This is a genomic window from Mesorhizobium sp. WSM3860, assembly GCF_002294995.1.
GTDB lineage: Bacteria > Pseudomonadota > Alphaproteobacteria > Rhizobiales > Rhizobiaceae > Mesorhizobium.
On the sequence record NZ_NSGF01000030.1, the window covers coordinates 12596 to 38898 of the forward strand.

Below are 26303 nucleotides of genomic sequence, written 5' to 3' on the forward strand. Positions count from 1 at the left end.
GAAAAGCGACCCCGGCATCTGGCTGCCGGGGTCGCGTCTCGATGCCTATTGGCCGGTGACGATCTTGGTCCAGGTGCGCGTGATGATGCGCTGTGTCTTGGGATCGTACGGCTGGACGGTGTAAAGCTTCTTGGTCGTCTCCTCGTCAGGATAGACCGAGATGTCTTCCAGCAGGGCCTTGTCGACGAACTGCTGCGAGGCCTTGTTGCCGTTTGCGTAGAGCACATAATTCGAGGATTTGGCGATGACTTCCGGCGTCATCATGTAGTTGATGAACTCATGCGCTTCCGCGACATGCGGCGCGTCGGCGGGGATCGCCATCTGATCGAACCACATCTGGGCGCCTTCCTTGGGCACCGAATAGCCGATCTCGACGCCCTGCTTGGCCTCCTCGGCGCGGCTGCGCGCCTGGAACACATCGCCCGACCAGCCGATCGCCAGGCAGATGTCGCCGTTTGCCAGCGCATTGATGTATTCCGACGAATGGAACTTGCGAATATAGGGCCGGACCTTGAGCAGGGCTTCCTCGGCCTTGGCGATATCGTCGGGCGAGGTGCTGTTTGGATCGAGGCCGAGATGTTTCAATGTGGCCGGAATGATGTCGGAGGGTGAATCCAGCACATAGACGCCGCAATCCTTGAGCTTGGCAAGGCTCTCCGGATTGAAGAACACGTCCCAGCTGTCGATCTTGTCGGTGCCGAGTGCCGCCTGTACCTTCTTGACGTTGTAGCCGAGGCCGACCGTGCCCCACATGTAGTTGACCGAATACTCGTTGCCCGGATCATACTTGGCGGTGCGCTCCGAAATGACATCCCACATGTTGGAGATGTTCGGCAGCTTGGACTTGTCGAGTTTCTGGAAGACGCCGGCCTGGATCTGGCGCGCCAGGAAATTGGCGCTGGGAACCACGACATCATAGCCGCTGCCGCCGGCCAGCAGCTTCGTCTCCAGGATCTCGTTGGAATCGAAGGTGTCGTAGACGACCTTGATGCCGGTCTTCTTGGTGAAGTCCTCGATGATCGAGCTGTCGATATAATCCGACCAGTTATAGACGTTGACGACGCGGTCGTCGGCATGGCCGCTCGCGGCGAAGAGCGTCAGAAAGGCCGAAGTCGCCGAAAGCAAAAGCGCTTTGCGGATCATGATATTCTCCTTTGGTGAGTGTTCCCGTGCCGGCTCGTCGCGACATGGGCGCGGGACGGCGTTTGTTTCAGACTATTGAGCTTTCCGGGGAGCGACAGGCGCGCGCGCCTGGCGTTGCGGCGGAACGTTGAGTGGCGGGTGTGGCCCTTGCCTCCTTTCCAGGAAGCTGTTCGGGTGGCCTCAGCGGCGTTGGCCGCGGCGTAAGTAGAGATGTACCGATGCGGTCCGGCCTCGATGAGGCCGGCGGAGTCACTTGGCAAGATACGCCTGTCTTGTTGTTGCCGTAATTGCAGCCTGCCCGGCCGGCAGCGGAGTTGTCAATGGGGAAGACTCTCGAGCTTCAATTGGGAGACGGCAGCCCGGTGATGCCCGGCCGCTCGGGCCGGGTCTGCCGCTTGAACTCAAATGCGATATGAATGAGCAACGCCGTCATCACGACCGCGCCGCCGATGATGGTGCGCACCGATGGCACCTCGGAATGGACAAGCCACACCCAGATCGGACCGAGGATCGGCTCGAAAGTGCCGAGCAGCGCCGCGACGGCCGCGGGCACCAGCCGGGCGCCCATGGCGAAAAAAGCAAGACCGACCCCGAGATTGATGACGCCGAAGGCAAAGAGAAAGCCCATGTCGCGCCCGGAGACGATGAATTCCGAGGCCTGGGAAGCAGCAAAAGCACCGGCAAGCAATGCGCCGAGGCAAGTGGCCGGCACCATGCGCACATGCGCGAAGCGCCGGGTGATCACGGTCGCGCACGAAAGCATCACCGCAATCAGCAGCGCCAGGCCATCGCCGATCGGCGAGACGGCGCCCTCAAGCGATTCCGAGACCATAATGGCGACGCCGGTGATGACGGCGGCAATGGCGACCCAGGTCCCCGGGCTCACGCGTTCGCGAAACAGCACCCAGGCAAGCAGCGCCGCCAGAAGCGGGACACCGGCCTGCATCAACAAGATGTTGGCGACCGTCGTATAGGCCAGCGCGACGATGAAGCTCGTGGAGGCGGTGGCGAAGCAGAGAGCGACGCCCAGCCCAGGCAGGCCCATGTCGCGGAACAATCTCCAGGTGCCGCGCCAGCCGTCGCGCCAGAGCATGAAGGCGACGAGGAAGGCCACCGCCCAGAGCGAGCGCCAGAACACCACGGTCCAGCTGTCGCCGACATGGATGAAGCGAGCGATGGCGCCGCCAAAACTCCACATCAGCGCCGACAGGAAGACCAGCAGCATGCCGATCCGCTCCTCGCGCGGCGAGACGGCAGCCAAGGCAACGCGAGACGAGGCGTTATCGGTCATGGGCGAGACTGTCAGCGATTTGCGGGCGGCACGATCCACCACGGACGACCAGACTATATCCATTCGCGTAGCGCAAATGCAGCCAGGCGTGATCCAGCATCCTCTGAAATGTAGGACAAAGCCAGCTTACGCCCGCCGAACCGCTGCGGCTCGGCGGGGGTGTGCTATCCCTGGAAATCGAAGGCGCTGAGACCCGTCACCATCTCGTCGAGGCCGAGCGGCCGGGTCACCGGCGGCTCGGCGCGCGCCAAGCAGCCGACGCGCTCGCAGAGCCTGCAGGCCGGGCCGACCGGCGTTGCGAATGCCGTGCTCTGCGCGGGCTTGCCGGCGGACGGTCCGGGCAGCGCCGCGCTGTAGACGATCTCGTCGCGAAAGCCGATGTCGCAGCCGAGCAGAAGCGCCGTGCGCCGCGGCCGCTCGGAGAAGGCGCCTTGCGGCCCTTCGAGCGTGCGGGCTATGCAGAGGAACTCGGCGCCGTCCGGCATTTCCACCGCCTCGACCAGGATCCGGCCCGGCTGCGAAAAGGCCGCATGGACAGGAAGCTTCGGACAGGCGCCGCCGAAACGGCTTTGCGGATAGCCCAAGCTGCCCGCCTTGCGGAAGCGGTTGCCGGCATTGTCGACCTCCAGCATGAAGAACGGCACGCCGGAGGCGCTCGGCCGCTGCAGCATGGTCAAGCGGTTTGCCGCCTGCTCGAAGGAGACGCCGAAGCGCGAACGCAAGACGTCGATGTCGTAGCGGGCGCGGACGGCCGCTGCATGAAAGGCGTGATAGGGCATCATCAGCGCGTGCGCCGCATAGCGGCCGAGCTCGAAACGGGCTAAGCGGCGCGCTTCGTCCGTGCCGAGCTTCAACGTCTGGATCTCGCTCGCCACGGCCACCGTCATGCGCATCAGGCTCGCCTCCATGGCGACTTCGCGCAACTGATCGAAGGGGGAGAGCCGCTCTGACAGGAACAGGCGTTGCGAATGGCGATCGTAGCGCCTGCGCCAGTTCGGCATGGTGGCCACCGGCAGCACCTTGACCACGATGCCGTGCTCGCGCCTTAGCCACGCCTTCAGCGCGCCGAACAGGTCGTCGCCCGGATCGAGCAGCGAAATGAAGGCCTCGGCTTCCTCCTCCAGCGCGGCGAAATGGTTCGGCCGGCGCTCGAAAGTCTCGTGCACTTCGTCGACAGGCAGGCGCGTGCCGGACAATGCGGTCGCCCTGCCCTCCCGTGCCAGGAGTTCATTGAGATCCGACAGCCGATCGGCCTGCTCGCGATAGGCGCGAAACAGTTTCACCATCGCGGCGGAAGCGTTCGGCGCGATCTCGGCAAGGTCGATCAGTTCCTGGTCGCCCGGCAGTTCGCCGGCCAGCAGCGGATCGCCGAACACTTCCTTCAGCGCCGCGATCGATCCTTTGGTCTCGCCCTGCAATTCGTGCGGGTCGACCTTGTAGACCGACGCCAGCTTGAGGATCAGCTGCACCGTCAGCGGCCGCTGGTTGCGCTCGATGAGATTGAGGTAGGACGGCGAGATGCCCAGGCCTTCGGCCATCGCCGTCTGGGTCAGGCCCTTGGCGTTGCGAAGCCGGCGGATGCGCGGCCCGGCGAAGATCTTCTGCTCGGCCAATCGGCTACCTTGACAAGAGTTTACATCATGGCGCGCCCTCGCGGGCTCATCCAGCTTTTTACAATCATGACAAATTTACAGCGCCGACCTGTCAAACGCAACACCGGTTTTCCCGTATTTTAGCTGGCAAGCTCCGGTTTTTCTGGCGATTTTTGCGTCGCAATGTAAACACTGTAACACGTGAAAGGCGCAGAGATACGTCCCTCAAACGCGCCATCTAAACAAGCAAGACTGACCTGGAGCAATCGATGACCGATTTTTACAACCTCGTCCCGTCCGCGCCGGAAGGTCGTTTCGACGACATCGAACGGCTCTACTCGCCGGAGGACGTGAAGCGGCTGCGCGGCTCGGTCCAGATTCGGCACACGCTTGCCGAGATGGGCGCGAGCAGGCTGTGGAAGCTCATCCACGAGGAAGATTTCGTCAATGCGCTCGGCGCCATGTCCGGCAACCAGGCCATGCAGCAGGTCAGGGCGGGCTTGAAGGCGATCTATCTGTCAGGCTGGCAGGTGGCGGCCGACGCCAACACCGCGTCGGCCATGTATCCGGACCAGTCGCTTTATCCGGCCAATGCGGCGCCGGAGCTGGTCAAGCGCATCAACCGCACACTGCAGCGCGCCGACCAGATAGAAACATCCGAAGGCAAGGGTCTTTCGGTCGAGACCTGGTTCGCGCCGATCGTCGCCGACGCCGAAGCCGGCTTTGGCGGGCCGCTCAACGCGTTCGAGATCATGAAGGCCTTCATCGAGGCCGGTGCCGCTGGGGTCCACTATGAGGACCAGCTGGCGTCGGAGAAGAAGTGCGGCCATCTCGGCGGCAAGGTGCTGATCCCGACCGCAGCGCATATCCGCAACCTCAATGCGGCCCGGCTTGCAGCGGACGTGATGGGCACGCCGACGCTGGTGGTGGCGCGCACCGACGCGGAAGCCGCCAAGCTGCTCACCTCCGACATCGACGAGCGCGACCGGCCTTTCGTCGACTATGACGCCGGCCGCACGGTCGAGGGCTTCTACCATGTCAGGAACGGCATCGAGCCCTGCATCGCGCGCGCCGTTGCCTACGCGCCGCATGCGGACCTGATCTGGTGCGAAACCTCGAAGCCGGATCTTCAGCAGGCAAGGAAGTTCGCCGAAGGGGTGCGCAAGCATCACCCGGGCAAGCTGCTCGCCTACAATTGCTCGCCATCGTTCAATTGGAAGAAGAACCTGGACGACGCGACCATCGCGAAGTTCCAGAAGGAACTCGGCGCCATGGGCTACAAATTCCAGTTCATCACGCTGGCGGGGTTCCACCAGCTGAACTTCGGCATGTTCGAACTGGCCCGCGGCTACAAGGACCGCCAGATGGCGGCTTATTCGGAGCTGCAAGAGGCGGAGTTCGCGGCGGAGGTCCACGGCTATACCGCGACCAAGCATCAGCGCGAAGTCGGCACCGGCTATTTCGATGCCGTGTCGATGGCGATCTCCGGCGGCCAGTCGTCGACCACCGCCATGCATGAATCGACCGAGCACGCCCAGTTCAGGCCGGCGGCCGAGTAATGACAACACCAGAGGAAACGCCCGAAGGGCACTAACGTCGGAGGAGAACAGCAATGGCATCGATAAGCCGCGTCAAGGAAAGGGCCGAAGAACAGTCGAGCGCGATGAGCGTCGATCAGCAGGCGACGATCCGCATGCTTGCCAACGACCTGCACAGGCTCAACCAGTCTGTGATGAAGGCGGTCGAAGCAGGTGTGTCCGTCGAGCTGGTGCGCTCGGCCAGGCACCATGGCGGAGACGGCAACTGGGGTGATCTTTTGATCCCAGTGATCGTCACTCACCAGAACCAAGGCTGACGTAGCGTCAACAATCACTCGCGAGTGTCTCCCGTGCACTATACGCTCCGGGAGACTTTCGTTTTTTCGAATTGCGACTGAGGCGGCGGGGAGAACTTGCGCCGGATTTTAGCAATTCTTGCTATATTATCATTTTCCACTATTTCTGCTTGACACCGTCGGCGATCTCGCGCCAATTGCGCGCTCAAGGTTTCAACCCAGCATTGAACCAGAGCCTCCGCCAGACATGTGTCCCGCCAATCGTGACGACTCTGAAAAACCAATGAAACCGGCGGACCGCGGCGCGGCGGCCCGGCTGCCGGCGGATTTCTCCAAGGTGCTGGTGGTCGGCAAATCATCGATCAACCGGGTCGTCGTATCGAAGATCGTGGAAAAGTCCGGGCTGAAGCCGATTTCGGAGCCACCGGAGGCGGCCGAAAAAGCTTTGGCCGCCCTGGTTCCCGGCGCAATCATACTCGACGGCGGACCCGACGACAGGGATTGCGACAGGCTGCTGTCCGGCATCGACGCGCTGCGGCGCGCTTCCGGCAAGGCGCGGCCCGCCGTGATCCTGCTTTCAACCAGGAATGGCACGCCGGACAGCCTCGGTCTATCAAGTGTGGTTGACGCGGTGGTCGCCAAGCCGATCACGCCTGAAAGGCTGCAACCAGTAATCGATCGCCTGGTCGGCCGCGGCTAAGCAGACGTGACCGCTTAGCCGGGCCTCGCTATTGCCTGGACCAATGCCGGCAACTCGCCGAGATCTGCGATCTCACGAAAACGCGGCGCCTCGACAGGCGCCTCGGCGTGTTCGACCGCCCAAGTCAATTCGTGCGGCACATGGATGCCCCAGCCACCGGCCTCGATGGCGGGAACCACGTCGGACTTGAGCGAGTTGCCAACCATCATGCTGTTCTGCGGGCCGTCGCCATGGCGGCTGAAGATGCGGGCATAGGTTGCGGCGCTCTTGTCGCTGACGATCTCGACGGCATCGAAGAGATCACCCATTCCCGATTGCGCGAGCTTGCGCTCCTGATCGAAGAGGTCGCCCTTGGTGATCAGCACCAGATGGTAGGAGCCAGCCAGCTTTTCGACCGTCTCGCGGGCATGCGGCAGCGGCTCGATCGGGTGGCTGAGCATCTCGCGGCCGGCAGCCAGGATTTCGCCGATGACCGAACCGGGCACCTCGCCGTTTGTGATCGCGACGGCCGTCTCGATCATCGACAGGGTAAAGCCCTTGATGCCGAAGCCATAGAGGGCGAGGTTGCGCCTTTCCGCTTCGAGCAGCCTTGCCGCGATATGCTCATGGTCGCCATGCTCGGCCAGCAAAGCAGCAAAACGCTTCTCGGTCATGCGGAAGAACTGCTCGTTCTGCCATAGCGTGTCGTCGGCATCGAACCCGATGGTGGTCAAACGTGGAGCGGACATGTGCGACCCTTTGCTTACAGGCTCATCTAGACCCTGTCGCGCTGCGCCGCCAGCAAGAAGAGACCGACACGCCGGTTCCATGGGCCGCGTCTCGGCTTGCCTGTGGCGACTCGGGCGCCTCCCCTTTCCTTCCGCCACGGCGCCCGGCTATACTTTGAAATCCGCAACACAATCTGGTGAATGATGCCGCCTGAAAAAAAGGAAGTCCGTCCGTCGAGCCGGGGGGGACGCGCCCGCACGCCTGCCTTCTTGAAAAACGAACGCGGTGTGAAGAACTGGAAGGAAGCCAGCGCCTGGCTGGAATGGCGCGGCATCGAGGACATCGAGTGCATCACGCCGGACCAGGCCGGCGTCGCCCGCGGCAAGATGATGCCGTCGAAGAAATTCACCTCCAACACATCGCTGGCGCTGCCCTCGGCGGTGTTCATGACGACGATATCCGGCGGCTATCCGGAAGACGGCAACGGCTTCCACTATCCGGAGGACGACGGCGACCTGAAGCTCTTGCCCGATCTCTCGACACTGACCGTCGTGCCCTGGGAGGAAGATCCGACCGCCGCGGTGATCTGCGACCTCGTCCACCAGGATGGCCGCTCCGTCGAATTCACGCCGCGCAACGTGCTCAAGCGCGTGCTGGCCGCCTATGACGACCGCGGGCTGAGGCCGGTGGTGGCGCCCGAGATCGAATTCTATCTGGTGCGCAAGAATCCCGATCCGGACTACCCGCTGACGCCACCCGTCGGGCGCTCCGGGCGGCCGATCGGCGGCGGCGCCGGCTATTCGATCGCCGGCGTCAACGAGTTCGACGAACTGATCGACGACATCTACCATTTCTCGGAGCGGCAAGGCCTGGAGATCGATACGCTGATCCACGAGGAGGGCGCCGGCCAGCTCGAGATCAACCTGCGCCACGGCAATCCGATCGAGCTTGCCGACCAGGTGTTCATGTTCAAGCGCACAATCCGCGAGGCGGCGCTGAAGCATGAGATCTACGCAACCTTCATGGCCAAGCCCATCCAGGGGCAGCCTGGCTCGGCCATGCATATCCACCAGTCGGTGGTCGACAAGAAGACGGGCAAAAACATCTTCTCGGCCGAGGACGGCGCCGAGACGGATGCGTTCTTCCATTTCATCGGCGGCATGCAGAAACACGTGCCGAACGCGCTGGTGATGCTTGCGCCTTACGTCAATTCCTATCGTCGGCTCACGCAGGCTGCGTCGGCGCCGGTCAACAACAAATGGGGCTACGACAACCGCACGACGGCTTTCCGCGTGCCGCGTTCCGATCCCGCGGCGCGGCGCGTCGAAAACCGGATTCCGTCCTCGGACGCCAATCCCTATCTGGCACTGGCCGCCTCGCTTGCCTGCGGGCTAATCGGCATGAACAACAAGGTCAAGGCCGAGCCGCCGGTGCTGACGACCGCCAACGAGGACGAAATCGACCTGCCGCGCAGCTTGCTCGAGGCCGTGGACCTCTTCGAAGCCGACAAGGAGCTTGGCGCCATTGTCGGCAGATCCTTCGCGGCCACTTATGCGGCCATCAAACGCGCCGAGTTCGAGACCTTTATGGAAGTGATCAGCCCGTGGGAGCGGGAGTATCTGTTGCTGAATGTGTAAGGAAAGGCAGTAGGGGAGTAGGGCACCGCTCGGCGGGGGGTAATCGTCGAAAAAAGCGTCGTACAAAGACTTGGTCGTCTGGCAGCAACCGATGGATCTTGCAGTGGCGGTTTATGCCGCGACGAAATCCTGGCCAAAGGAAGAGCTTTATGGATAGACCAGCCAGGTGCGTCGCGCCGCAAGCTCGGTGCCCTCAAACATTGCGGAAGGCTATGGCAGAGAAATCCGAGGCTCCTAGCATCAATTTCTTGGCATCGCCCAAGGGTCACTGAAGCGCGCTCAACTGGTTCGCGCTGCGACAGGATCTGAAGCCGGAACATGTGCAGAAGCTGTTAATTCGACAGGTCAGCTTCCCCAACGGCACGTTGCAGAATCCTTAACAAACGCGCAAAATTTCGCAAAAAGGCGCACTGATGCCATAATCGGCGGTAAAAGATGCCGGTTCTGGGCGATAAGACGGGGATTTGCGCGGGCTTGCCCGCTGGAAATTTCGGGACCGATGCCGATCAGCCGCGAACGGTTTGCGGCAAGATCGAAAGAACGTCGGCCCGGTTGTTGGAGGTGGTTTAGGTGAACGAGCCCTTCAGTTTCGGTGCGCCGGAACGACGGCACTTTGCTGTGCGGTTCGGCTATGACATGCGGCCCTCGTTCTGGCAGGGCCTGCAATCGAACGCGCATCTGGTGATCGCGGCCGTCGGCACCGCGGCGCTGCTTGGCGTGGCGGCGGTGGCGCTTTGGCTGGCCTTGCCGGCCAATGAGCGGCAGGCGATCGCGAAAACGGAGCAGACCGTCCCCGCGATCCCGGTCAAGACGAAGAAAATCGCCCCGGCCGCGGCGAGCGCTGTCAGTGTCGCCGCCGCGCCGCAAGCCGCGCGCAAGGCCGATGCGGTTTCGTCCATGACTGCAGCCCGAGAAGCTGCCATTCCGGCACTGGCTTCCAACAATCCGCGCTGGAACGCCACGGTTGGTGAGCCTGCGCCCGCGGCGGATGCTCCGCCGGCCTCATCCGCTCAGGCCGCGGAGAAGCCGGCGACGCAGAACGACAAACCGGCCGTTGCCGCCTTCGCCGAATCCGTGTCCGGAAACGATGCTTCGGCCGCCCTGGCTGAGGTCGCGTCGCCTGCGGCGGCGGCGGCCCGATCGGCAGACGCAAAAAAGCCTGAGGACAAAATGGATGCGGCCCAGACCGCCGCCATCCCGGACGCGAAGCCCCAGGTTGCCGAGGCTCAGCCGGCGGCACCCGAGGATGCGGCCCAGGACGAGCCGAAGCCTGAAAACGCCAGCACTGGCACCAATGGACGCGTCCTGAGGGCTGTCACCATGCGTTCCGGCCCGAAGAACGGCGCCGCCGCGATCGTCACTGTGCCTGCCAAGTCAGCTGTGCAGGTGATGAGCTGCAAAAAGTGGTGCGAGATCGTCTATAACGGCAAACGCGGCTGGATCTACAAGAGCTTCGTAAAGACCGGCGCCTGATCTGGACGCCGTTGGCGGCCTGCAGCCGCCGCGACGTCGGTTCAGATGCAGCGCCCGCCGTCGACCTCCAGCGCCACGCCGGTGATGAAGGCCGCCTCGTCCGAAGCCAGCCAGAGCGCCGCGTTGGCGATGTCGAGCGGCGTCGACAGCCGGCCGAGCGGGATAGAGGCGCGGAATTTTTCACGGATCTCCGGCGTGTCGGCGCCCATGAACTTCTCCAGCATGCCGGTCTCGCCGGCGACCGGGCAGAGGCAATTGACGCGGATGCTCTTCGGGGCGAGTTCGACCGCCATCGACTTGGTGGCGGTGATCGCCCATCCCTTGGAGGCGTTGTACCAGGTGAGGCCCGGCCGCGGCCTGATGCCGGCTGTCGAAGCCGTGGTCAGTATGACGCCGCCGCCCTGCCGGTCCATGATCGGCACCACGGCAAGCGCGGCATGATAGATCGCCTTCATGTTGACAGCGGTGATCAGGTCGAAGGTTTGCTCGTCGACGCCGAGCATATCGCCGTTGCGATGGGTGTAGCCGGCATTGTTGACCATGACGTCGACGCGGCCGAAGGCGCTTTTGGCGGCGTAAACCATCTCGTCGAATTCGGAGCGCTGCGAGACGTCGGTCTGGGTCCAGATCGCGTTGTCGCCGATTTCCTTCGCCACGCGCGCGGCGCCCTTGGCGTTGAGGTCGGCAACCACGACGCGCGCGCCTTCCTCGGCGAAGCGCTTCGCCATGCCCTCGCCGAAGCCCGACGCCGCGCCGGTTATGATGGCAACCTTATTTTGCAGACGCATGGTTTTCCCCATCATTGAAGGGCCGGCTTTCGCCATTCTCCCTTAGCTTTCGTCACATTCAGGTTCTATGTTGCAGGCGCGAACGCTTCCGGAAAGCCGTTGCTCGCCGACAAGCCTGCCGGTAGCGCCAGTGTCAAGGCCACATATGGGCCCAATCGACTGTCCAGCGATTGGTCCTGGATGTGACACCATGGCACTGGACGATTTAAATCGATTAGAATATATCAGCCCCGCTACCGGCTAGCGGCATCAAACCGGACTGACCATGACCAGCCAGATCATCCCCGTCGATCCATTCGACTTCATCATCTTCGGCGGCACCGGCGACCTGTCGGAACGCAAGCTCCTGCCATCGCTCTATTACCGCCAGTGCGGCCATCAATTCTCCGAACCGACGCGCATCATTGGCACCTCGCGCGCAAAGATGACCGATGCCGAGTTCCAGGCCTTCGCCAAGCAGGCGATATCCCGGCATGTGAAGCCGGCCGATATCGACGACAAGGAGCTGGAGAGCTTCCTAGCCAGGCTTTCCTACGTCTCGGCGGACGCGACGACGGGCGCCGGGTTCGACAAGCTCAAGAAGGCGATCGGCGACAGCGAGCGCATCCGCGCCTTCTACCTGGCGGTGGCGCCGGCGCTGTTCGGCGACATCTCGCACCAGCTCAAGGAACACAAGCTGATCACCCCGAACTCGCGCATCGTGCTGGAGAAGCCGATCGGCCGCGACCTCGCCTCGGCGCGGGCGCTCAACGACGCCGTGGGTGACGATTTCCAAGAAAGCCAGATCTTCCGCATCGATCACTATCTCGGCAAGGAAACGGTGCAGAACCTGATGGCGCTGCGCTTTGCCAACGCGCTTTATGAGCCGCTGTGGAACTCCGCCCATATCGATCATGTGCAGATCACCGTGGCCGAGACCGTGGGTCTCGAAGACCGCGTCACCTACTACGACAAAGCCGGCGCGCTTCGCGACATGGTACAGAACCACATCCTGCAGCTGCTTTGCCTGGTAGCGATGGAGACACCTTCGTCGATGGACGCGGACGCCGTGCGCGACGAGAAGCTGAAGGTGCTGCGGGCGCTGAAGCGCATCAACGGCAACGAGGCGCCGAAACACACTGTGCGCGGGCAGTATCGCGCCGGCGCCTCCGCCGGCGGGCCGGTCAAGGGTTATGTCGAGGAGCTCGGCAAGGACAGCAACACCGAGACCTTCGTCGCCCTCAAAGCCGAGATCGGCAACTGGCGCTGGGCCGGCGTTCCTTTCTATCTCAGGACCGGCAAGCGGCTGGCGACCCGCGTTTCGGAAATCGTCATCGAATTCAAGCCGATCCCCTATTCCATCTTCGGCGACAGCGCCGGGCCGATCTTCGCCAACCAGCTGGTGATCAGGCTGCAGCCGGACGAAGGCGTCAAGCAGTACATCATGATCAAGGATCCGGGGCCGGGCGGCATGCGGCTGCGCCAGATCTCTCTCGACATGAGCTTCGCGCAATCCTTCCACAGCCGCGCGCCGGACGCCTACGAGCGGCTGATTATGGATGTGGTGCGCGGCAACCAGACGCTGTTCATGCGTCGCGACGAGGTCGAGGCGGCCTGGAAGTGGATCGATCCGATCCAGAACGCCTGGGAAAGCGCCAGGCAGGAAGCGCAGGGCTATACGGCCGGCACCTGGGGTCCGTCGGCCTCCATCGCGCTCATCGAACGTGACGGACGGACATGGCACGAGAGCAATTGAGCGGGGCCGCTTACGCCTGGAACGGCTTTGCCGACCGCCAGCAGCTGGCGGCGGCCCTTGCCGGCCACGTCGCCGCCCGGCTGACCAAGGCGATCACCGAGCGCGGCACGGCGCTGCTCGCCGTATCCGGCGGCACGACGCCGGCAAAATTCTTCGCCGCGCTTTCTTTAATCCCGATCGCCTGGGACAAGGTCACGGTGACGCTGGTCGACGAACGTTTCGTGCCGCCCTCCTCGCCGCGCTCGAATGCCGGGCTGGTGGCGGCCAACCTGCTCCAGAACAAGGCAGCCGCAGCGCGCTTCGTGCCGCTCTACCATGAGGCGGCGACCATCGAGGACGCAGCCGCGTCGGACAGCGAGGCCCTGCAATCATTGCCGTGGCCGCTGGATGTGGTGGTGCTTGGCATGGGTGCCGACGGTCACACGGCCTCCTTCTTCCCCGATGCCGGCAGCCTTTCGGAGTTGCTCGACCCGTCCACGCGGCGGATCGTGCTGCCGGTGCATGCGCAAAGCGCCGGCGAACCGCGGCTGACGCTGTCGATGGCGCGGATCGTTGCCGCCGGCTTCATCGGGCTCCACATCGAGGGAGAGGACAAGCGCATTGCCTTCGACGGTGCGATGGGAGCGGACGTGAACAAGCCCATCCGCAAGGTGCTCGAGGCGGCGCCGATACCGGTAGAGGTGTTCTGGGCACCCTGATTTTATCAAAGGAACAGCCCCGGAGATGTGGGAGGACGTTTTCCGGGGTGCGAAAGGACCAGCCATGACAGCCAGACGCGACATCGAAGCCATCACGGAACGCATCCGCCAACGCTCGAAAGCCGGCCGCGAAGCCTATCTCGGCCGCATCGCGCAGGCGTCGGGAAGCGCCGCCAACCGCGCGGTGCTCTCCTGCGGCAACCTCGCCCACGGTTTTGCGGTCTGCAGTCCCTCCGAGAAGATCGCGCTCGGCGGCGATCTCGTGCCGAACCTCGGCATCATCACCTCCTACAACGACATGCTTTCGGCGCATCAGCCGTTCGAGACGTTTCCGGCGCTGATCAAGGAAGCGGCACGCGAGGCCGGCGGCATCGCCCAGGTCGCCGGCGGCGTGCCGGCGATGTGCGACGGCGTTACGCAAGGCCAGCCAGGCATGGAACTGTCGCTGTTCTCGCGCGACGTGATCGCCATGGCGGCGGCGATCGGCCTTTCGCACAACATGTTCGACGCCGCCGTCTTCCTCGGCGTCTGCGACAAGATCGTGCCAGGGCTGGTGATCGCGGCGCTCACCTTCGGGCACCTGCCGGCTGTCTTCATCCCCGCCGGACCGATGACATCGGGGCTGCCGAACGACGAGAAGGCCAAGGTCCGGCAGCTCTATGCCGAGGGCAAGGCGGGCCGCGCCGAGCTGCTCGAGGCGGAGGCCAAATCCTATCACGGGCCGGGCACCTGCACCTTTTACGGCACCGCCAATTCCAATCAGATGCTGATGGAGATCATGGGCCTGCACACGCCCGGCGCCTCCTTCGTCAATCCGGGCACGCCGCTGCGCGACGCGCTGACCAGGGAGGCGGCGAAGCGCGCGCTGGCGATCACCGCGCTCGGCAACGCCTATACGCCGGTCGGGCGCATGATCGACGAGCGCTCGATCGTCAACGGCGTGGTCGGCCTGCACGCGACCGGCGGGTCGACCAACCACACCATCCACCTCATCGCCATGGCCGCGACAGCCGGAATTTCGCTTACCTGGCAGGACATTTCCGACCTGTCGGAGGCCGTGCCGCTGCTCGCCCGCGTCTACCCGAACGGACTCGCCGATGTGAACCATTTCCACGCAGCCGGCGGGCTCGGCTTCCTGATCCGCGAGCTGCTCGACGAAGGCATATTGCATGAGGACGTGCAGACGGTCTGGGGCGAAGGGCTGCGGCCCTATGCTGTCGAGGCGAAGCTCGGCGCCGACGGCAGCGTCGTGCGTGAAGCGGCGCCGCTCGAGAGCGGCGACGAGAAGGTGCTGGCGCCGTTCAAGAAGGCGTTCCAGCCGACCGGCGGACTGAAGGTGCTTGCGGGCAATCTCGGCCATGCCGTGATCAAGACCTCCGCGGTCAAGCCCGAACGGCGCGTCATCGAGGCGCCGGCCAAGGTGTTCGACAGCCAGCAGGGCCTGAACGAAGCCTTCAAGGCGGGGACGCTGACCGGCGACTTCGTCGCCGTGATCCGCTTCCAGGGGCCGAAGGCCAACGGCATGCCGGAACTGCACAAGCTGACCACGGTGCTTGGCATCCTGCAGGATCGCGGTCAGCGCGTTGCGCTGGTGACGGACGGGCGCATGTCGGGTGCTTCCGGCAAGGTGCCGGCGGCGATCCATGTGACGCCGGAAGCGGTCGAGGACGGGCCGATCGCCAGGATCCATGACGGCGACATCATCCGCCTCGACGCCGATGCCGGCACGCTGGAGGTGATGGTGCCGGGAACGGAGTTCGCGCTGCGCCGCACGGCGGATGCCGACCTCATCGGCAACGAGTTCGGCTTCGGCCGCGAGCTGTTCGCCGGCTTCCGGCAACTGGTCGGCCGCGCCGACCACGGCGCCGCAGCGTTCGCAAATGCCTGATTGCCCGTAGCGCTTCACGGAAAAGGGCGGCTCGGAGCCGCCCTTTTTGTCTGCCTGGCTGCGGCGCCTACTGAACGGTGATCTCGCTGCGCTCACCGGCCTTGATGGTCACCGGCAATTCCTTGTCCTGGCCCTGGTCGGACATGTGGCGCACGACGACATAGTCGCCGGCCGGAATCGTCTGCTGCCAGCTGTCGCCATAGGTCAGGCCGAGCGACTTGCGCTTGCCCTCAATATCCTTCTTTGACGAGAACACCTCGATCGAATAGGCGCCGGGCGCCGACATTGCCAGCACGCCGGCGCCGAGAGCCACCTTCACATCCTGGTTGTCGCCGGCCTTGATGCTGAAGGGCTGTTCGACAACGGCGAGATCGAGCGTGGTGAGCGCGACATAGTCGTCCGGCGGCAGCCAGAACTTGCTGTCCGGACCGTAGGAGTGCTCCACGCTTTCACGCGAGCCGTCGATCTTCTTCTTCGCCTTGACGATCTCGAAGCCGATGCCGGAGTTGCCGGCCTTGTCGCCGCCGGCGGTGTAGTAGGCGTTGAGCACGGCATGGCCGACGCCGACCACGATATCCTTCTCGACCGTCTGCCCGGGGGCAAGCTGGATGGTTTCGGTCACCGTGCCGGCGCCGATCTGCACCGTTACCTTCTGCTCGCCGGCGGGCACGGTGGCCTTGGTGTCGCCATAGTGGGTCGTGCTGCCGCCCGGATAGGCGAAGTCGACACGCGCTTCGCCGCTGATCTCCGAGCCCTGGCTCGCATGCGGGTGGATGACCAAGGTTCCGGCGTTCAGCGTGAACAACGGGCTGTAGGTCTGGCCGGCTTCGATCTTGATCTTCTGCTCGCTCCTTGCCTCGTCGGCGCGACCGACGACAATGTAATCGCCCGGCTCGAGATTGGTCTTGAGCTCGCCATACTCGGTCATGACCTGATCGCCGCGCGAGCCGTCGGACTTGGCCTTGTAGATCTCCCAGGCATTGCCGTCGGTGATGGGATCGCCGCCTTCAGCCATGACGACGCTCGGCGTGAAGTTGAATTGAGGCTTGGCGGGTTCGGGTGCAGGCACTGGCGCCGGGGCCGGACCAGGCTCTGGCGCGGGCGCGGGCGCCGCGACGGTCTCGACCAGCGCTTGCTGCAATGCCTTCTCGTCGGAGGCCTGGATGTATTTTCCGCCGGTGTTCTCGGCGAGGCAGGCGATCTGCCTGCCTTCGTCGGCGGTCAGGCCGAAGCCGACCACGTCGGCGGTGAAGTCGACGCCGGTCTCCTTCAACTCCTTGCCGAGCGCGCACGGATCGCCGCCGCAGGTCTCAAGACCATCGGTGATGAGGACGACCGTGGCCTTGTCCTCGGTGTATCTCAGCGCTTCGGCGGCCTGCTTGACGGCCGCCGTCAGCGGCGTCTTGCCGAGGAATTTCATGCTGTCGGCGGCCGCCGAGATCGCGCTCGCCGAACCCGCCTGCGGCGGCACGATCAGCTCGATGTCCGCGCAGCTGCCTTTCTGGCGATGGCCGTAGGCCATGAATCCGATCTCCTCGTCGCCCGGCACCGACTGCAGCACCGTGCGCAGCGATTCGCGCGCGATCTCGAGCTTCGGCTTGCCGTCTATCTGGGCCCACATGGAGCCGGATGCATCGAGGATGATGATGACCTTGTTGGCGGCAAAGCCAAAGGTGGTCATCGACAAAAGGAAGATCGCCGCAGCGACGCTCCGTGCCAGTCCCGCCATGAAACTCTCCTGAGTGAACCCCCGTCCGCGCGGGGAAGCTATTTGAGGCGGGTCTTCGAGACAAGTCCGGCGGCCTGCAAAGTCGCTCAATAGGTGGTTCGACGCTCTTCCGATGGCGGACGGCCGAACTGCAGGCGGTAGCTTTGCGCGAAATAGGAGTGCGAGGTGAAGCCGGTGGCGATCGCGACGTCGAGGATCGGCATGTTGGTCTGGCGCAGCAATTCGCGCGCCCGCTCGAGCCTGAGCCGCATATAGTAGCGGCCCGGCGTCACGTTGAGATGGCGCAGGAACAGGCGCTCGACCTGGCGCACCGAAAGCCCCGCCGACTTGGCAAGTTGCACCGCCGACAGCGGCTCATCGAGATGGTCGGCCATCAGCTCGACGATACGCCTGAGCTTCTCCGACTTGCCGGTGAGGTCGCGCTCCGGCCCGACGCGCTGGCGGTCGCCGGCGGAGCGGATGCGCTCGTGCTGGAACTGATTGGCGACGCCATTAGCGAGGTTGGAGCCGAAATCGCCGCGCACGATCTCCAGCATCAGGTCGATCGAGGTGGTGCCGCCGGCGCAGGTATAGCGCTTGCGGTCGATCTCGAAGACGTTGCCGGTGCAGTTGATGTCCGGAAAGCGCTCCATGAAGCCGGCGCGGTTTTCCCAGTGGATGGTGCAGCGGTAGCCGTCGAGCTGGCCGGCCTCGGCGAGCAGATAGGAGCCGACCGAGAGCGCGCCGAGCGCGTTGCCGCGCCGGCCCCAGCTGCGCAGCGCCGCCAGCACCTTGCTCTTGCCGGGGAATTCGGTGGTGAGCCCGACCGAGACGAACAGGATGTCGACCGGCGGCATATCGGCGACTGAATAGTCAATCTTGAGCGGCAGGCCGTTGGAAGCCATGACCGCGTCGCCATCCGCCGATATCGTCGTCCAGCCGTAAAAATCGCGGCCTAGCAGGCGGTTTGCAGAGCGGAAGCAATCGATCGCCGCCGCCAGCGAAAACATCGAAAACTTGTCGACCAGAAGAAAGCCGAACTGCCGGCCCCCCTGAACGGGATCGCCCATGACCGGCCGTTCAACAGGAGCAGTGAGATTCGGCAAGGATGCTGCTTTCCGATCAGAAGGACGGCCGCTTCAATCCGGCCGCGCGGTAGGCGGAAGCTACAGTGTTGGCCATCAGCATGGCAATGGTCATCGGTCCGACGCCGCCGGGGACCGGCGTGATGGCGCCGGCGACCCCGGCCGCTTCGGCATAGACGACGTCGCCGACCAGCCGCGACTTGCCTTCGCCCTTCTCCGGCGCCGGAATGCGGTTGATGCCGACATCGATAACGGTGGCGCCGGGCTTCACCCAATCACCCTTGATCATTTCCGGACGGCCGACGGCGGCGACCAGGATATCGGCGGTGCGGGCCAGCGCCGGCAGGTCTTTCGTGCGGCTATGCGCGATGGTGACCGTGCAGTTGGCGGCGAGCAGCAGGTTGGCCATCGGCTTGCCGACGATGTTGGAGCGGCCGACGACGACGGCGTTGAGGCCGGAAAGGTCCTTGCCGCGCACGCGCTGGATCAACAGCATTGAGCCGGCGGGCGTGCAGGGCACGAACGCCGACTCGAGCTCGCCGGTGCCGAGCTTGCCGACATTGATGAAGTGGAAGCCGTCGACATCCTTTTCCGGCGCGATCGTCTGGATGACCTTGCCGGCATCGATATGGCCGGGCAGCGGCAGCTGCACGAGGATGCCGTGGATCGACGGGTCGGCGTTGAGATCGCCGATGATCTTCAGCAACTGCTCTTCAGACGTTTCAGCCGGCAGCGTGTGCTGGAGCGAATGGAAGCCGCACTCCTTGGCCGTGCGCGACTTCGAGGCGACATAGACCTGACTTGCCGGATCCTCCCCTACGATCACCACCGCCAGACCGGGCCTGGTCGCGCCCTTGGCCGAAAGCTCGGCGGTCAGCGCCTTGACCTTCGATACCACGTCTTCGGCGACACTCTTCCCGTCGATCACTTCGGCCATCATTCACCTTCAACACTGTTCCGCGGCCACGCTTCGCACGCAGCCCTGATGATCTTCAATCCCAGCAGTCGGCACGCGAACGCGGCGCGCAAGCGGTCAAATGCCGCGCGGCATTTTCACGAAAATTCGACGTTGCAATCCCGTCAAAACGTCGTCGGATGCCGTAAACCCGAAACCGGCTGCTTTTATCGAAGGCCGCTTTTATCGAAGACGGGGTGTTTTAGAAATAGCGGCGGCGCGAGCGGCTTTCGGTCAGATCGCGCACCGCCTCGCGGAATTCTCGCAGGCTGGTCCTGATCTCGTCGATCTGGTCCTGCTGATCGTCTGGCGGCTGGCGCGCTTCGGCTGTCGGCGGTTGCGAATGGGAAGGCGCGGACGAAGCGTACGCACCCCCGGGGGGTTCCGGAAGCTCCGAACCATAGGAATAGGTACGGCTTTGAGCGGACGGCGTCTCGAAGCCATGGTCCGATACCGGCGTGAATCGGCCGCTTGCAGACCGTTCCGAGCCGACATCGGCCGGCTCGTCGGACCTGCGCAGCATGAAGTTGCGTAGCGAGGAAGCCAGGGACCTGAAGAAGCCCGGCCCACCCGCATCATTGGGAAAGGCAGGCGGCGGATTGAACGCCCCGACCGGCGGCGGTGGCGGAGGGCTCGGCGGCGCCGCCCGATAGAGCCTGTCCTCGAAGGCTGGCGCGCGCTCCTCGGGCCGGCGGCGGGAGCGGTTGTCTGCCGTTTCGCGCAGGCTTGCGTAGGCGCCACGCAATGCACCAAGGCCGACGCCGGCGAACAAGCCGGCCAGCAGGCCGGCCAGCGCGGTCACGGCGCGCGACGGGCCCTTGGCTTCGAGCGGCGGATAGGCCTCAGAAATCAGGCTGATGTTGGCGGTGTTGATGTCCTTCTGCTCGCCGGTTTCCTTGGCGCGCAGCAGGAACTGCTCGTAGACCGAGCGCTTGGCGGCCGCCTCGCGCTCGAGCTCGCGCAGCGAAACCAGATCGTTGTTGACGTCGCCGCTATGGACCTTGGCCTGCGCCAGACGCGACGCAAGGTCCTGCTCGAGCTGGACGGAGCGCTTCAGATCGACCTGCAGCGAGGACGCGATGCGCTGCAATTCGGCGCCGATGCGCTCGCGGGCGCCGGCAAGCTGGGCGTTGAGCGCCTGCAGCTCCGGATGGCGCGGCCCGAACTTGATTGCGGCCCGGTCCGCCTCCTGTTTCAGCGCCGCATATTGCGAGCGCAGCTCGCCCATCGTGTTAGAGTTGATCTCTTCCGGCAAGGTACCGTTGAGAACCGCGTTGACGTTCAGCGCGCGCGCCGAGGCGGCGCGGGCGTTGAGCTCGAGCGTGCGGGCACGGGCGACGGAGAGCTGCTCGTTGAGCTTCAGCATCTGGTCGTCGCTGATCAGATGACCCTGCGCGTCGACAAGGTCATGCGTTGCCCTGAAGTCCTCCACCTTGCGCTCGGCCGTCTCGACACCTTTGCGCAACTCGTCGAGTCGCGCCGTGAGTTCGTCGGTGGCGCGGCCCGCCGTGTTGGACTGGAGTTCGCTGGAGATCTGCTGGAACGCCGTCCGCATCGTATTGGCGATCAGGGCCGACTTGTCCGGATTCTGGGTCGTGGCGGTGATCGAGACGACGAAGGTCTTGCCGCTACGCTCGACGTCCAGGCTCTCCGCCAGATTGCCGACCGCCAATGCGCGCCGGCGCGCCTCGCCGGCGGGGCCGCCTTGCGCATCCTGCCGCGACAGGATCGAGCGGAACATCGACATCAGGCCGAGACCGCCCTTTCCCTGGCCGTTGAATTCGGGGTCGTTGGTAAGGTTGAGGTCCGTGACAACCTTATTGAGCACCGTTCCCGAAGTGAGAATGCGGACCTGGTTCTCGACGATGGCGAGCGTCGCATCCGAGGCGATGACGTTCTGCGTCAGGTCGCGATCCGTGAGCTTGAGCTCACGCGGGTCGACAATGACCTCGGTGGTGGCCTCATATTTCTTCGGCGTTGACAGCGCGACGGCAATGCCGAGCGCTGCGCCCAGGATCGTTGTCGAGAGGATCAGCGCCTTGGAGCGAGTGATGCCGCGAACGACCTGCATCGGGTCGATCAGCGGCTTCCATTCCTGTGCGTCGGGATCGTTGCCGGCATGCGGCCGGCCTGCGTAGCGAGGTTCGCCAAGGCGCGGTTCGAACATGGCCGGCGAGGAATAGTCTTGGGAACGGCTTTCTTCGCGGCGTCCGATTTGCGGATGCGCTTCCCGCTCGGCCCGGTCCTCCTCCGCCTGGATGATTTGCGAAGGCGGGGCGCTCTGGGATTGACCGAGTTCGTCCGTGTTCGCGGGCTGCTGATACAACCGCCCTTCGCGCTCGAAGCGCGCAGCGCGGTGGCGCGCGGCGGCATCCTCGCGCCATGGCGGGCCAGCCTTGTCGCCGATGGAAACCAGCGAAGGGTCCGGGCTGTCCTCGCCACGCACGGCCTGGCCGAGCGCAAGCAAAGAGCGCTCGCGCCTCCAATCGTCACGGTTTTCCCTGTCGACCATGTGCTGGAACTTACTCTCTGGCGGCTTGGGAGCGGCGGTCGGCCAATCGTTAAGTCACGCTAAACAGGCATGGAAAACAAAAGGTTAATTTTTGAAACCCGGAACCGCGGTTTCTCGCCTCGGTTGCAACCCTTTAACGGCCATCAGGGCGCCGCCAGAACGGCACGTTAAGCTTTCCATCTTAAGCTTTGACGGAGACATGACCCAGACCAGCGACATACCGCAAAGGCGGACGCTCGCGCGGATCGGCTCCTTTGTGGCCGCGCGCCGGAAGCTGGTTTTCGACTATTTCTCGGCCATCAGCGGCGCCGGCGGACGGCTGGTGTTCTCGCTCGCCTATTTCGTGGCTCTGGCCAACACGCTATCGATCGCCGAATTCGGCATGTTCGCCACGGCGTCGGCAGCAGGCGTGATGCTGTCGCGCGTGCTCGCCTTCGGCTTCATCTCGGCGCTCTACCGCACCGCCACGATCCGCCCCAATCTGATCGGCACCTTCACCGCGGGCTTCCTGTTGCTCGGTACGATCTCGGTGCCGGTCCTCGCCGCCGCGTCCTATGTCGTCTACCTGATCTTCTTCGCCAGCACGGTGCCGCTGTCGGTCTTCGCCGCGGTCGTCTTCGCCGAAGCGCTGCTGTGGCGGCCCGTCGAGGTGGTGCTGATCGTCAACAACGGCCTCGGCAAGTTCGGCCGTGCGGCAGTGCTCGCGATCCTGGCGACGGCGCTCCGCGCGATGGGCGCGGTGCTGTTCATGCTCGCCGCGCAACGCAGCATCGGCGTCTGGTCGTGGTTCTACATCGGCGCCAACGCCGCTTCGCTGATCGTCGCCTTCGTCTTCTTCTATCCGCGCCAACGGCTGAGGCTCCGCACCGAGCTTTATGTCAGGCGGCTCGCCGATTCCATCTATGTCGCCGGATCCGAGATCTTGTTCTATCTGCAGATGGAGTTCGACAAGCTCCTGGTGCTGTCGATCGGCGGACCACATCTTGCCGGCATCTACGCCATCATCATGCGGCTCGTCGATCTCACCGCAATCCCGATCCGCACCTTCTCGATGATGCTGGTGCAGCGCATGATGCGCACGCCCGAACTGCTTTCGCGGCTGGCGGTCAAGAGCGGCATCGAGGGCGGCGTGTTCCTGGTCTCGACGCTGGCGCTCTTGTCGCTCGGCATCATGCTGCATTTCTTCCCCAATGCACTAGGCAAGAATGTCGCCGAGGCCGCGCCGCTGGTGGCGCTTGCGGTCTGCGTGCCGGGCCTGCGCAATCTCGTCGAGTACCAGGCCGAGCTTCTGTTCGCGCGCGGCCAGACCGCGGTGCGGGCGATCAATCTCGGGCTGCTCGCCGGCTTGAAGGCAGTGCTGCTCACCTATGTGCTGACGACGATCCCCGACACGCCGAACCTGGTGCTGTCGCTCAACATCGTCTTCCTGCTGCTCTACCTCGCCTCGATGCTGCTGACCTACTCGGCGATGCGCCGCCCGGCCAAGGCAATCTAGGTGATGCCGGCCTGGAAACAGCGGCTTCCTCCGCTTTCGGTGCCCAGGTACTCAAGTACCCTCCGCCCGGTTCTCGGCATCGTTTTCGACTCGGCGTGACTTGAATCTCGACGCGGCTAATCGAGCTCGATCAAGCGGCGGATGCGGCCGACATCGGTGCCGATGAAGGACTGCATGCCGATCGCGACCTGCTCGGGCGCCATGGCGCCTACGAAGCGGCGGAATTCGTCGTCCGACAGCGCCTCGCCTTTCCAGTGGATGCGGCAAAATCCCGCCGAGTCATGGAAGTGACCGGCGCCCTCGAGCACGTCGTCGACATAGCGACCATAGATGATGCATTCGGAGAATTTGCGGGCCGAACCGACGACGCTGACCCAGTCGCGGTCGTGCATCTTTTCGATCTGCCCGCACATCGCGTTGACGGTCTCGCGGCGCCAGGCAATCAGCGTCGAGATGTAGTCGTGAGGTGAGACTTTCACCGGATCGATGCCGAGCGCCCAGCCGGCATTGCGCGACCAGATGCGGTGCTCGTCATGGCCGTCATTGGCCAGTACGCCGTCGCGCCGGAACAGTCGCACCTTGCCGTCGCGCCAGAAGGCGCTCGCGTCGAACGGCTTCAGGAAGGCAACGTCGGAATCGCAAAAGACGAGCACGTCCTCCCCAACACGCGCGGCAATGGCGATGCGCCGCAGCTGCTGCACGTGCCAGCCGCGCAGCGGCTGGGTCCTGAGGCTCAGCCAGACGCGGCGGCGAAACAGGCTAAGCGGATCCTTGAAAGCCCGCAGCCAGCGCGGCAAAAGATCCCGCTCGTCGACGATGGTGCGGCGGCTGTCCTCGAGCTGGCGAAACAGCGCCATGTCGCGGTGCTCGACGAGGATGTAGTGCCGCGCGACGCCGGTCACATGGCGGTCCATCGTTTCGCAGAGCAGTCGGCAGCGCTCGAAATCCGGCGCGTAGCTCGCCGTCACGATCGCCGCCGACGGCTTGCGCGGCAGCGGCTCGATCCTGGTGGCGACATCCGGCACGAAACGGCTGTTCAACGGCGCGCCTCCGCCGGCCCCGGCCGGTGCGCCAATTTCTGCTTGAAGACGCGCCACAGGAACAGCGGGTTGCCGACCACGTAGCGGCGCCACAGGCGGCCGGGCTCGATGCACAGCCGAAACAGCCATTCGAGCCTGAGGCGGCGCATCCACATCGGGGCGCGCGGCACCGTGCCGCTCAGGAAATCGAGCAGCGCCCCGACCGCGATCGGCAGCGTGCAATGACGGGCATCGATATGCCGCGCGATCCACAATTCCTGGCGCGGCACACCCATGGCGACGAGCAATATATCCGGCCGAAGCTTCGCGATGCGCTCGACGATGGCGGGCTCCTCGGCGGGCGAAAAATAGCCGTCATGGACGACCACGAATTTGTGCTGCGCGGCGAGCGCGGAGAGCTTGACGGATGCTGCCTCGGCATTGACCCGCGTCGCGCCGAGCAACGCCACCGTCAGCGGCCGCGTCGATGCCTGCAGGAAAGCCGGGATGAAATCGGTGCCATTGAGATTGTCGGGGAAAGGCGCGCCGTAGAGCAGCTTTGCGGCGATGTCGACTCCGACACCGTCCGGCAGCACAAGAAACTCGTCGAGCGCTTCGGCAAACACCGGATCGCCATATGCGAGGTTGGCGTTGTGGGCGTTGAGGAAGCTCACCCTGGTGAAGCGCTGCTCGGCGATCAGCCGCGAAAGCAGCGCTACCGCCTCGTCCCAGCGGATGGCGATCACGGAGATGCCGAGGATCGCCTTCAGCGTGTCGAAGCCGAAGGCGGAGCGGGCGGCATGCATGTTCATGCGGCGACCCCCCGCCTGACGGCGCCGAGTTTCTCCAGCCCGAGCCCGATCGCGACATCGAGCGCCCTCACCTGCCGGCGATGGAAGGCGCTGCCGTCGACATCGCGGACATCGGCTGCCGCCGCTTCAAGCGCCGCGGCGAAGGCAACAGGATCGTCGGTCACGACACAGTTTTGTGGGCGATGGCCAATGCCGCGCAACGAACGGCTGGTGGCGACGGAAGGCAGGCCAAGCTCGAAGGTCTCGATGGTCTTCAACTGCACGCCGCTGCCGGCGGTGCTGATCAACGGAACGACTGCGCCGCCGCACACGAAGGCCTGGGCGTCCGGAACCCTGCCGACGAATTGGACGCCGGGATGCGCCGACGTCATCCCCGACGGCATGCTGCCGGCGATCCTGATGCGGAAATCCGGCCTAAGATGCGGAACGACCTTGGTCAAGAACCAGTCGAGGCCGATGCGGTTGGGCTGCCAGGTCCAGGTGCCGATCAGCGCGGCGTCGCAGTCGATGTGGCGCGGATCCTGCTTCGTCGGCGCCTCGACGCGGGTCACCAGCGGCAGCACGGCCGAGCGATCGCCGGAGGCAACGCCGAGTGCCGCGCGGTCCTCCTCGGCCAGCGTGAAGACGAAGCGGGCCGTGCGGCAGAGACGCTCTTCCATGCCCTCGAGCAGCCTGGCCTCGCGGCGAAACAGCCAGCGTTGCAGGGCACCGCCCGCCGCGGCAGCGTTCTCCGCGGCCGAGCGGTGCTCGACATTGTGCGCGACGAAGATCGAAGGGCGGTCGCCGAAGAGGCCGTCAAAAGCGCCGGCAAATTGCACGGAATTCAAGACATAGCCGTCGAACGGACCGGCGCGCTCGATCGCGGCGCGCACGTCCGCATCGGAAACGACGCGCAGCTTGACGGAGGCAAAGGTGAGACCCGAGAAGATCGCCTTGGCCACCCAGGCCAGCTTCTGCCGTCGCGAGGCGCTTTCGGTGCGCACATCGATCGCGCCGAGGACAATGGTGTTTTCCGGATCGACGGCAGGCTTTCCCGGCCAGCTGAAGCCGATCACCGTCACGCGCGCGCCAGCACGCCGCAGCGCATCGATGATCGCGGCGTTGGCAATCTCGTATCCCGAAGCGAGAGCGCCGTCGGGCACGATCGATGTGGCGAACAGCAGATGCATTTCACCTATCCATTGGTGCAGCCGGTAGCAAAGCGCGGTGAAGCCTTGATTAAATGACACC

21 protein-coding genes and 1 pseudogene are annotated in these 26303 nt (G+C 64.4%); 10 read left to right on the forward strand and 12 right to left on the reverse strand.

From position 1 onward, the window contains the following. Positions 1-45 precede the first annotated feature (45 nt). The 3 genes from CK220_RS28955 to CK220_RS28965 all read right to left on the reverse strand — a co-directional run bounded on the left by CK220_RS28955 (position 46) and on the right by CK220_RS28965 (position 4047). On the reverse strand, positions 46-1143 hold the full coding sequence (locus CK220_RS28955; RefSeq protein WP_095814796.1) for a polyamine ABC transporter substrate-binding protein: 1098 nt from the start codon (positions 1141-1143) through the stop codon (positions 46-48). Positions 1144-1483: 340 nt separating this feature from the next. Then, the gene (locus CK220_RS28960) at positions 1484-2434 is read right to left on the reverse strand and encodes a DMT family transporter (RefSeq protein ID WP_095814822.1); all 951 of its coding nucleotides are present in this window, start codon (positions 2432-2434) and stop codon (positions 1484-1486) included. A gap of 164 nt (positions 2435-2598) precedes the next feature. Further along, on the reverse strand, positions 2599-4047 hold the full coding sequence (locus CK220_RS28965) for an XRE family transcriptional regulator (protein ID WP_095814797.1): 1449 nt from the start codon (positions 4045-4047) through the stop codon (positions 2599-2601). 248 nt (positions 4048-4295) lie between these two features. On the opposite strand from CK220_RS28965, the gene aceA reads away from it, so the two are divergent. From aceA to CK220_RS28980, 3 genes are all read left to right on the forward strand, one after another. Next, positions 4296-5585 carry an isocitrate lyase gene (aceA, locus tag CK220_RS28970; RefSeq protein WP_095814798.1) on the forward strand — a complete coding sequence of 430 codons (1290 nt, stop codon included), beginning with the start codon at positions 4296-4298 and terminating at the stop codon, positions 5583-5585. A gap of 53 nt (positions 5586-5638) precedes the next feature. Beyond that, complete coding sequence (locus tag CK220_RS28975; RefSeq protein ID WP_066989302.1) at positions 5639-5881, forward strand: hypothetical protein; 243 nt, start codon at positions 5639-5641, stop codon at positions 5879-5881. A 262-nt stretch (positions 5882-6143) separates the two neighbouring features. Beyond that, a complete protein-coding gene (locus tag CK220_RS28980) occupies positions 6144-6560 on the forward strand; it encodes a response regulator transcription factor (protein ID WP_176479246.1) in 417 nt (138 codons plus the stop codon). Positions 6561-6574: 14 nt separating this feature from the next. Here the strand turns inward: CK220_RS28980 and CK220_RS28985 are convergent, their stop codons facing one another. Next, the gene (locus CK220_RS28985; RefSeq protein WP_095814800.1) at positions 6575-7288 is read right to left on the reverse strand and encodes an HAD family hydrolase; all 714 of its coding nucleotides are present in this window, start codon (positions 7286-7288) and stop codon (positions 6575-6577) included. 183 nt (positions 7289-7471) lie between these two features. On the opposite strand from CK220_RS28985, the gene CK220_RS28990 reads away from it, so the two are divergent. The 3 genes and pseudogenes from CK220_RS28990 (at position 7472) to CK220_RS29005 (ending at position 10378) form a co-directional block, all read left to right on the forward strand. Then, the gene (locus CK220_RS28990; protein WP_095814823.1) at positions 7472-8905 is read left to right on the forward strand and encodes a glutamine synthetase family protein; all 1434 of its coding nucleotides are present in this window, start codon (positions 7472-7474) and stop codon (positions 8903-8905) included. Positions 8906-8975: 70 nt separating this feature from the next. Beyond that, positions 8976-9140: pseudogene (locus CK220_RS32675) on the forward strand (four helix bundle protein); the annotation flags it as partial. Positions 9141-9475: 335 nt separating this feature from the next. After that, positions 9476-10378 (forward strand): SH3 domain-containing protein, encoded by a 903-nt coding sequence (locus CK220_RS29005; RefSeq protein ID WP_095814802.1) that lies wholly within the window; start codon positions 9476-9478, stop codon positions 10376-10378. A 41-nt stretch (positions 10379-10419) separates the two neighbouring features. Here the strand turns inward: CK220_RS29005 and CK220_RS29010 are convergent, their stop codons facing one another. Continuing rightward, positions 10420-11166 (reverse strand): SDR family oxidoreductase, encoded by a 747-nt coding sequence (locus tag CK220_RS29010; protein WP_095814803.1) that lies wholly within the window; start codon positions 11164-11166, stop codon positions 10420-10422. A 265-nt stretch (positions 11167-11431) separates the two neighbouring features. Here CK220_RS29010 and zwf point away from each other — a divergent pair, with 265 nt between their 5' ends. From zwf to edd, 3 genes are all read left to right on the forward strand, one after another. After that, a complete protein-coding gene (zwf, locus tag CK220_RS29015; protein WP_095814804.1) occupies positions 11432-12901 on the forward strand; it encodes a glucose-6-phosphate dehydrogenase in 1470 nt (489 codons plus the stop codon). Beyond that, positions 12883-13599, forward strand: coding sequence for a 6-phosphogluconolactonase (gene pgl, locus CK220_RS29020; RefSeq protein ID WP_095814805.1), 717 nt, complete (start codon positions 12883-12885; stop codon positions 13597-13599). The genes zwf and pgl overlap by 19 nt, the downstream gene beginning before the upstream one ends. 64 nt (positions 13600-13663) lie before the next feature. Further along, entirely contained in the window at positions 13664-15487 is a 1824-nt protein-coding gene (edd, locus tag CK220_RS29025; RefSeq protein WP_095814806.1) for a phosphogluconate dehydratase, read from the forward strand. 67 nt (positions 15488-15554) lie between these two features. Here edd and CK220_RS29030 read toward each other — a convergent pair whose 3' ends face one another. The 4 genes from CK220_RS29030 to CK220_RS29045 all read right to left on the reverse strand — a co-directional run bounded on the left by CK220_RS29030 (position 15555) and on the right by CK220_RS29045 (position 21747). Continuing rightward, on the reverse strand, positions 15555-17216 hold the full coding sequence (locus tag CK220_RS29030; protein ID WP_095814807.1) for a VWA domain-containing protein: 1662 nt from the start codon (positions 17214-17216) through the stop codon (positions 15555-15557). A gap of 86 nt (positions 17217-17302) precedes the next feature. After that, positions 17303-18265, reverse strand: coding sequence for a GlxA family transcriptional regulator (locus CK220_RS29035; RefSeq protein ID WP_095814808.1), 963 nt, complete (start codon positions 18263-18265; stop codon positions 17303-17305). 52 nt (positions 18266-18317) lie between these two features. Next, complete coding sequence (gene folD, locus CK220_RS29040; protein WP_095814825.1) at positions 18318-19217, reverse strand: bifunctional methylenetetrahydrofolate dehydrogenase/methenyltetrahydrofolate cyclohydrolase FolD; 900 nt, start codon at positions 19215-19217, stop codon at positions 18318-18320. A 220-nt stretch (positions 19218-19437) separates the two neighbouring features. Further along, positions 19438-21747 (reverse strand): GumC family protein, encoded by a 2310-nt coding sequence (locus CK220_RS29045; RefSeq protein ID WP_095814809.1) that lies wholly within the window; start codon positions 21745-21747, stop codon positions 19438-19440. Positions 21748-21946: 199 nt separating this feature from the next. On the opposite strand from CK220_RS29045, the gene CK220_RS29050 reads away from it, so the two are divergent. Beyond that, positions 21947-23242, forward strand: a complete 1296-nt coding sequence (locus CK220_RS29050) for a lipopolysaccharide biosynthesis protein (RefSeq protein ID WP_095814810.1) — start codon at positions 21947-21949, stop codon at positions 23240-23242. A gap of 116 nt (positions 23243-23358) precedes the next feature. Here the strand turns inward: CK220_RS29050 and CK220_RS29055 are convergent, their stop codons facing one another. The 3 genes from CK220_RS29055 to CK220_RS29065 are packed head-to-tail and all read right to left on the reverse strand — an operon-like array spanning position 23359 to position 26242. Next, complete coding sequence (locus tag CK220_RS29055) at positions 23359-24282, reverse strand: DUF6492 family protein (protein ID WP_095814811.1); 924 nt, start codon at positions 24280-24282, stop codon at positions 23359-23361. After that, a complete protein-coding gene (locus CK220_RS29060; RefSeq protein WP_095814812.1) occupies positions 24279-25073 on the reverse strand; it encodes a WecB/TagA/CpsF family glycosyltransferase in 795 nt (264 codons plus the stop codon). The genes CK220_RS29055 and CK220_RS29060 overlap by 4 nt, the downstream gene beginning before the upstream one ends. After that, on the reverse strand, positions 25070-26242 hold the full coding sequence (locus CK220_RS29065) for a glycosyltransferase family 4 protein (RefSeq protein ID WP_095814813.1): 1173 nt from the start codon (positions 26240-26242) through the stop codon (positions 25070-25072). Before CK220_RS29065 ends, CK220_RS29060 begins: the two co-directional genes overlap by 4 nt. Between the last annotated feature and the right edge of the window lie 61 nt (positions 26243-26303).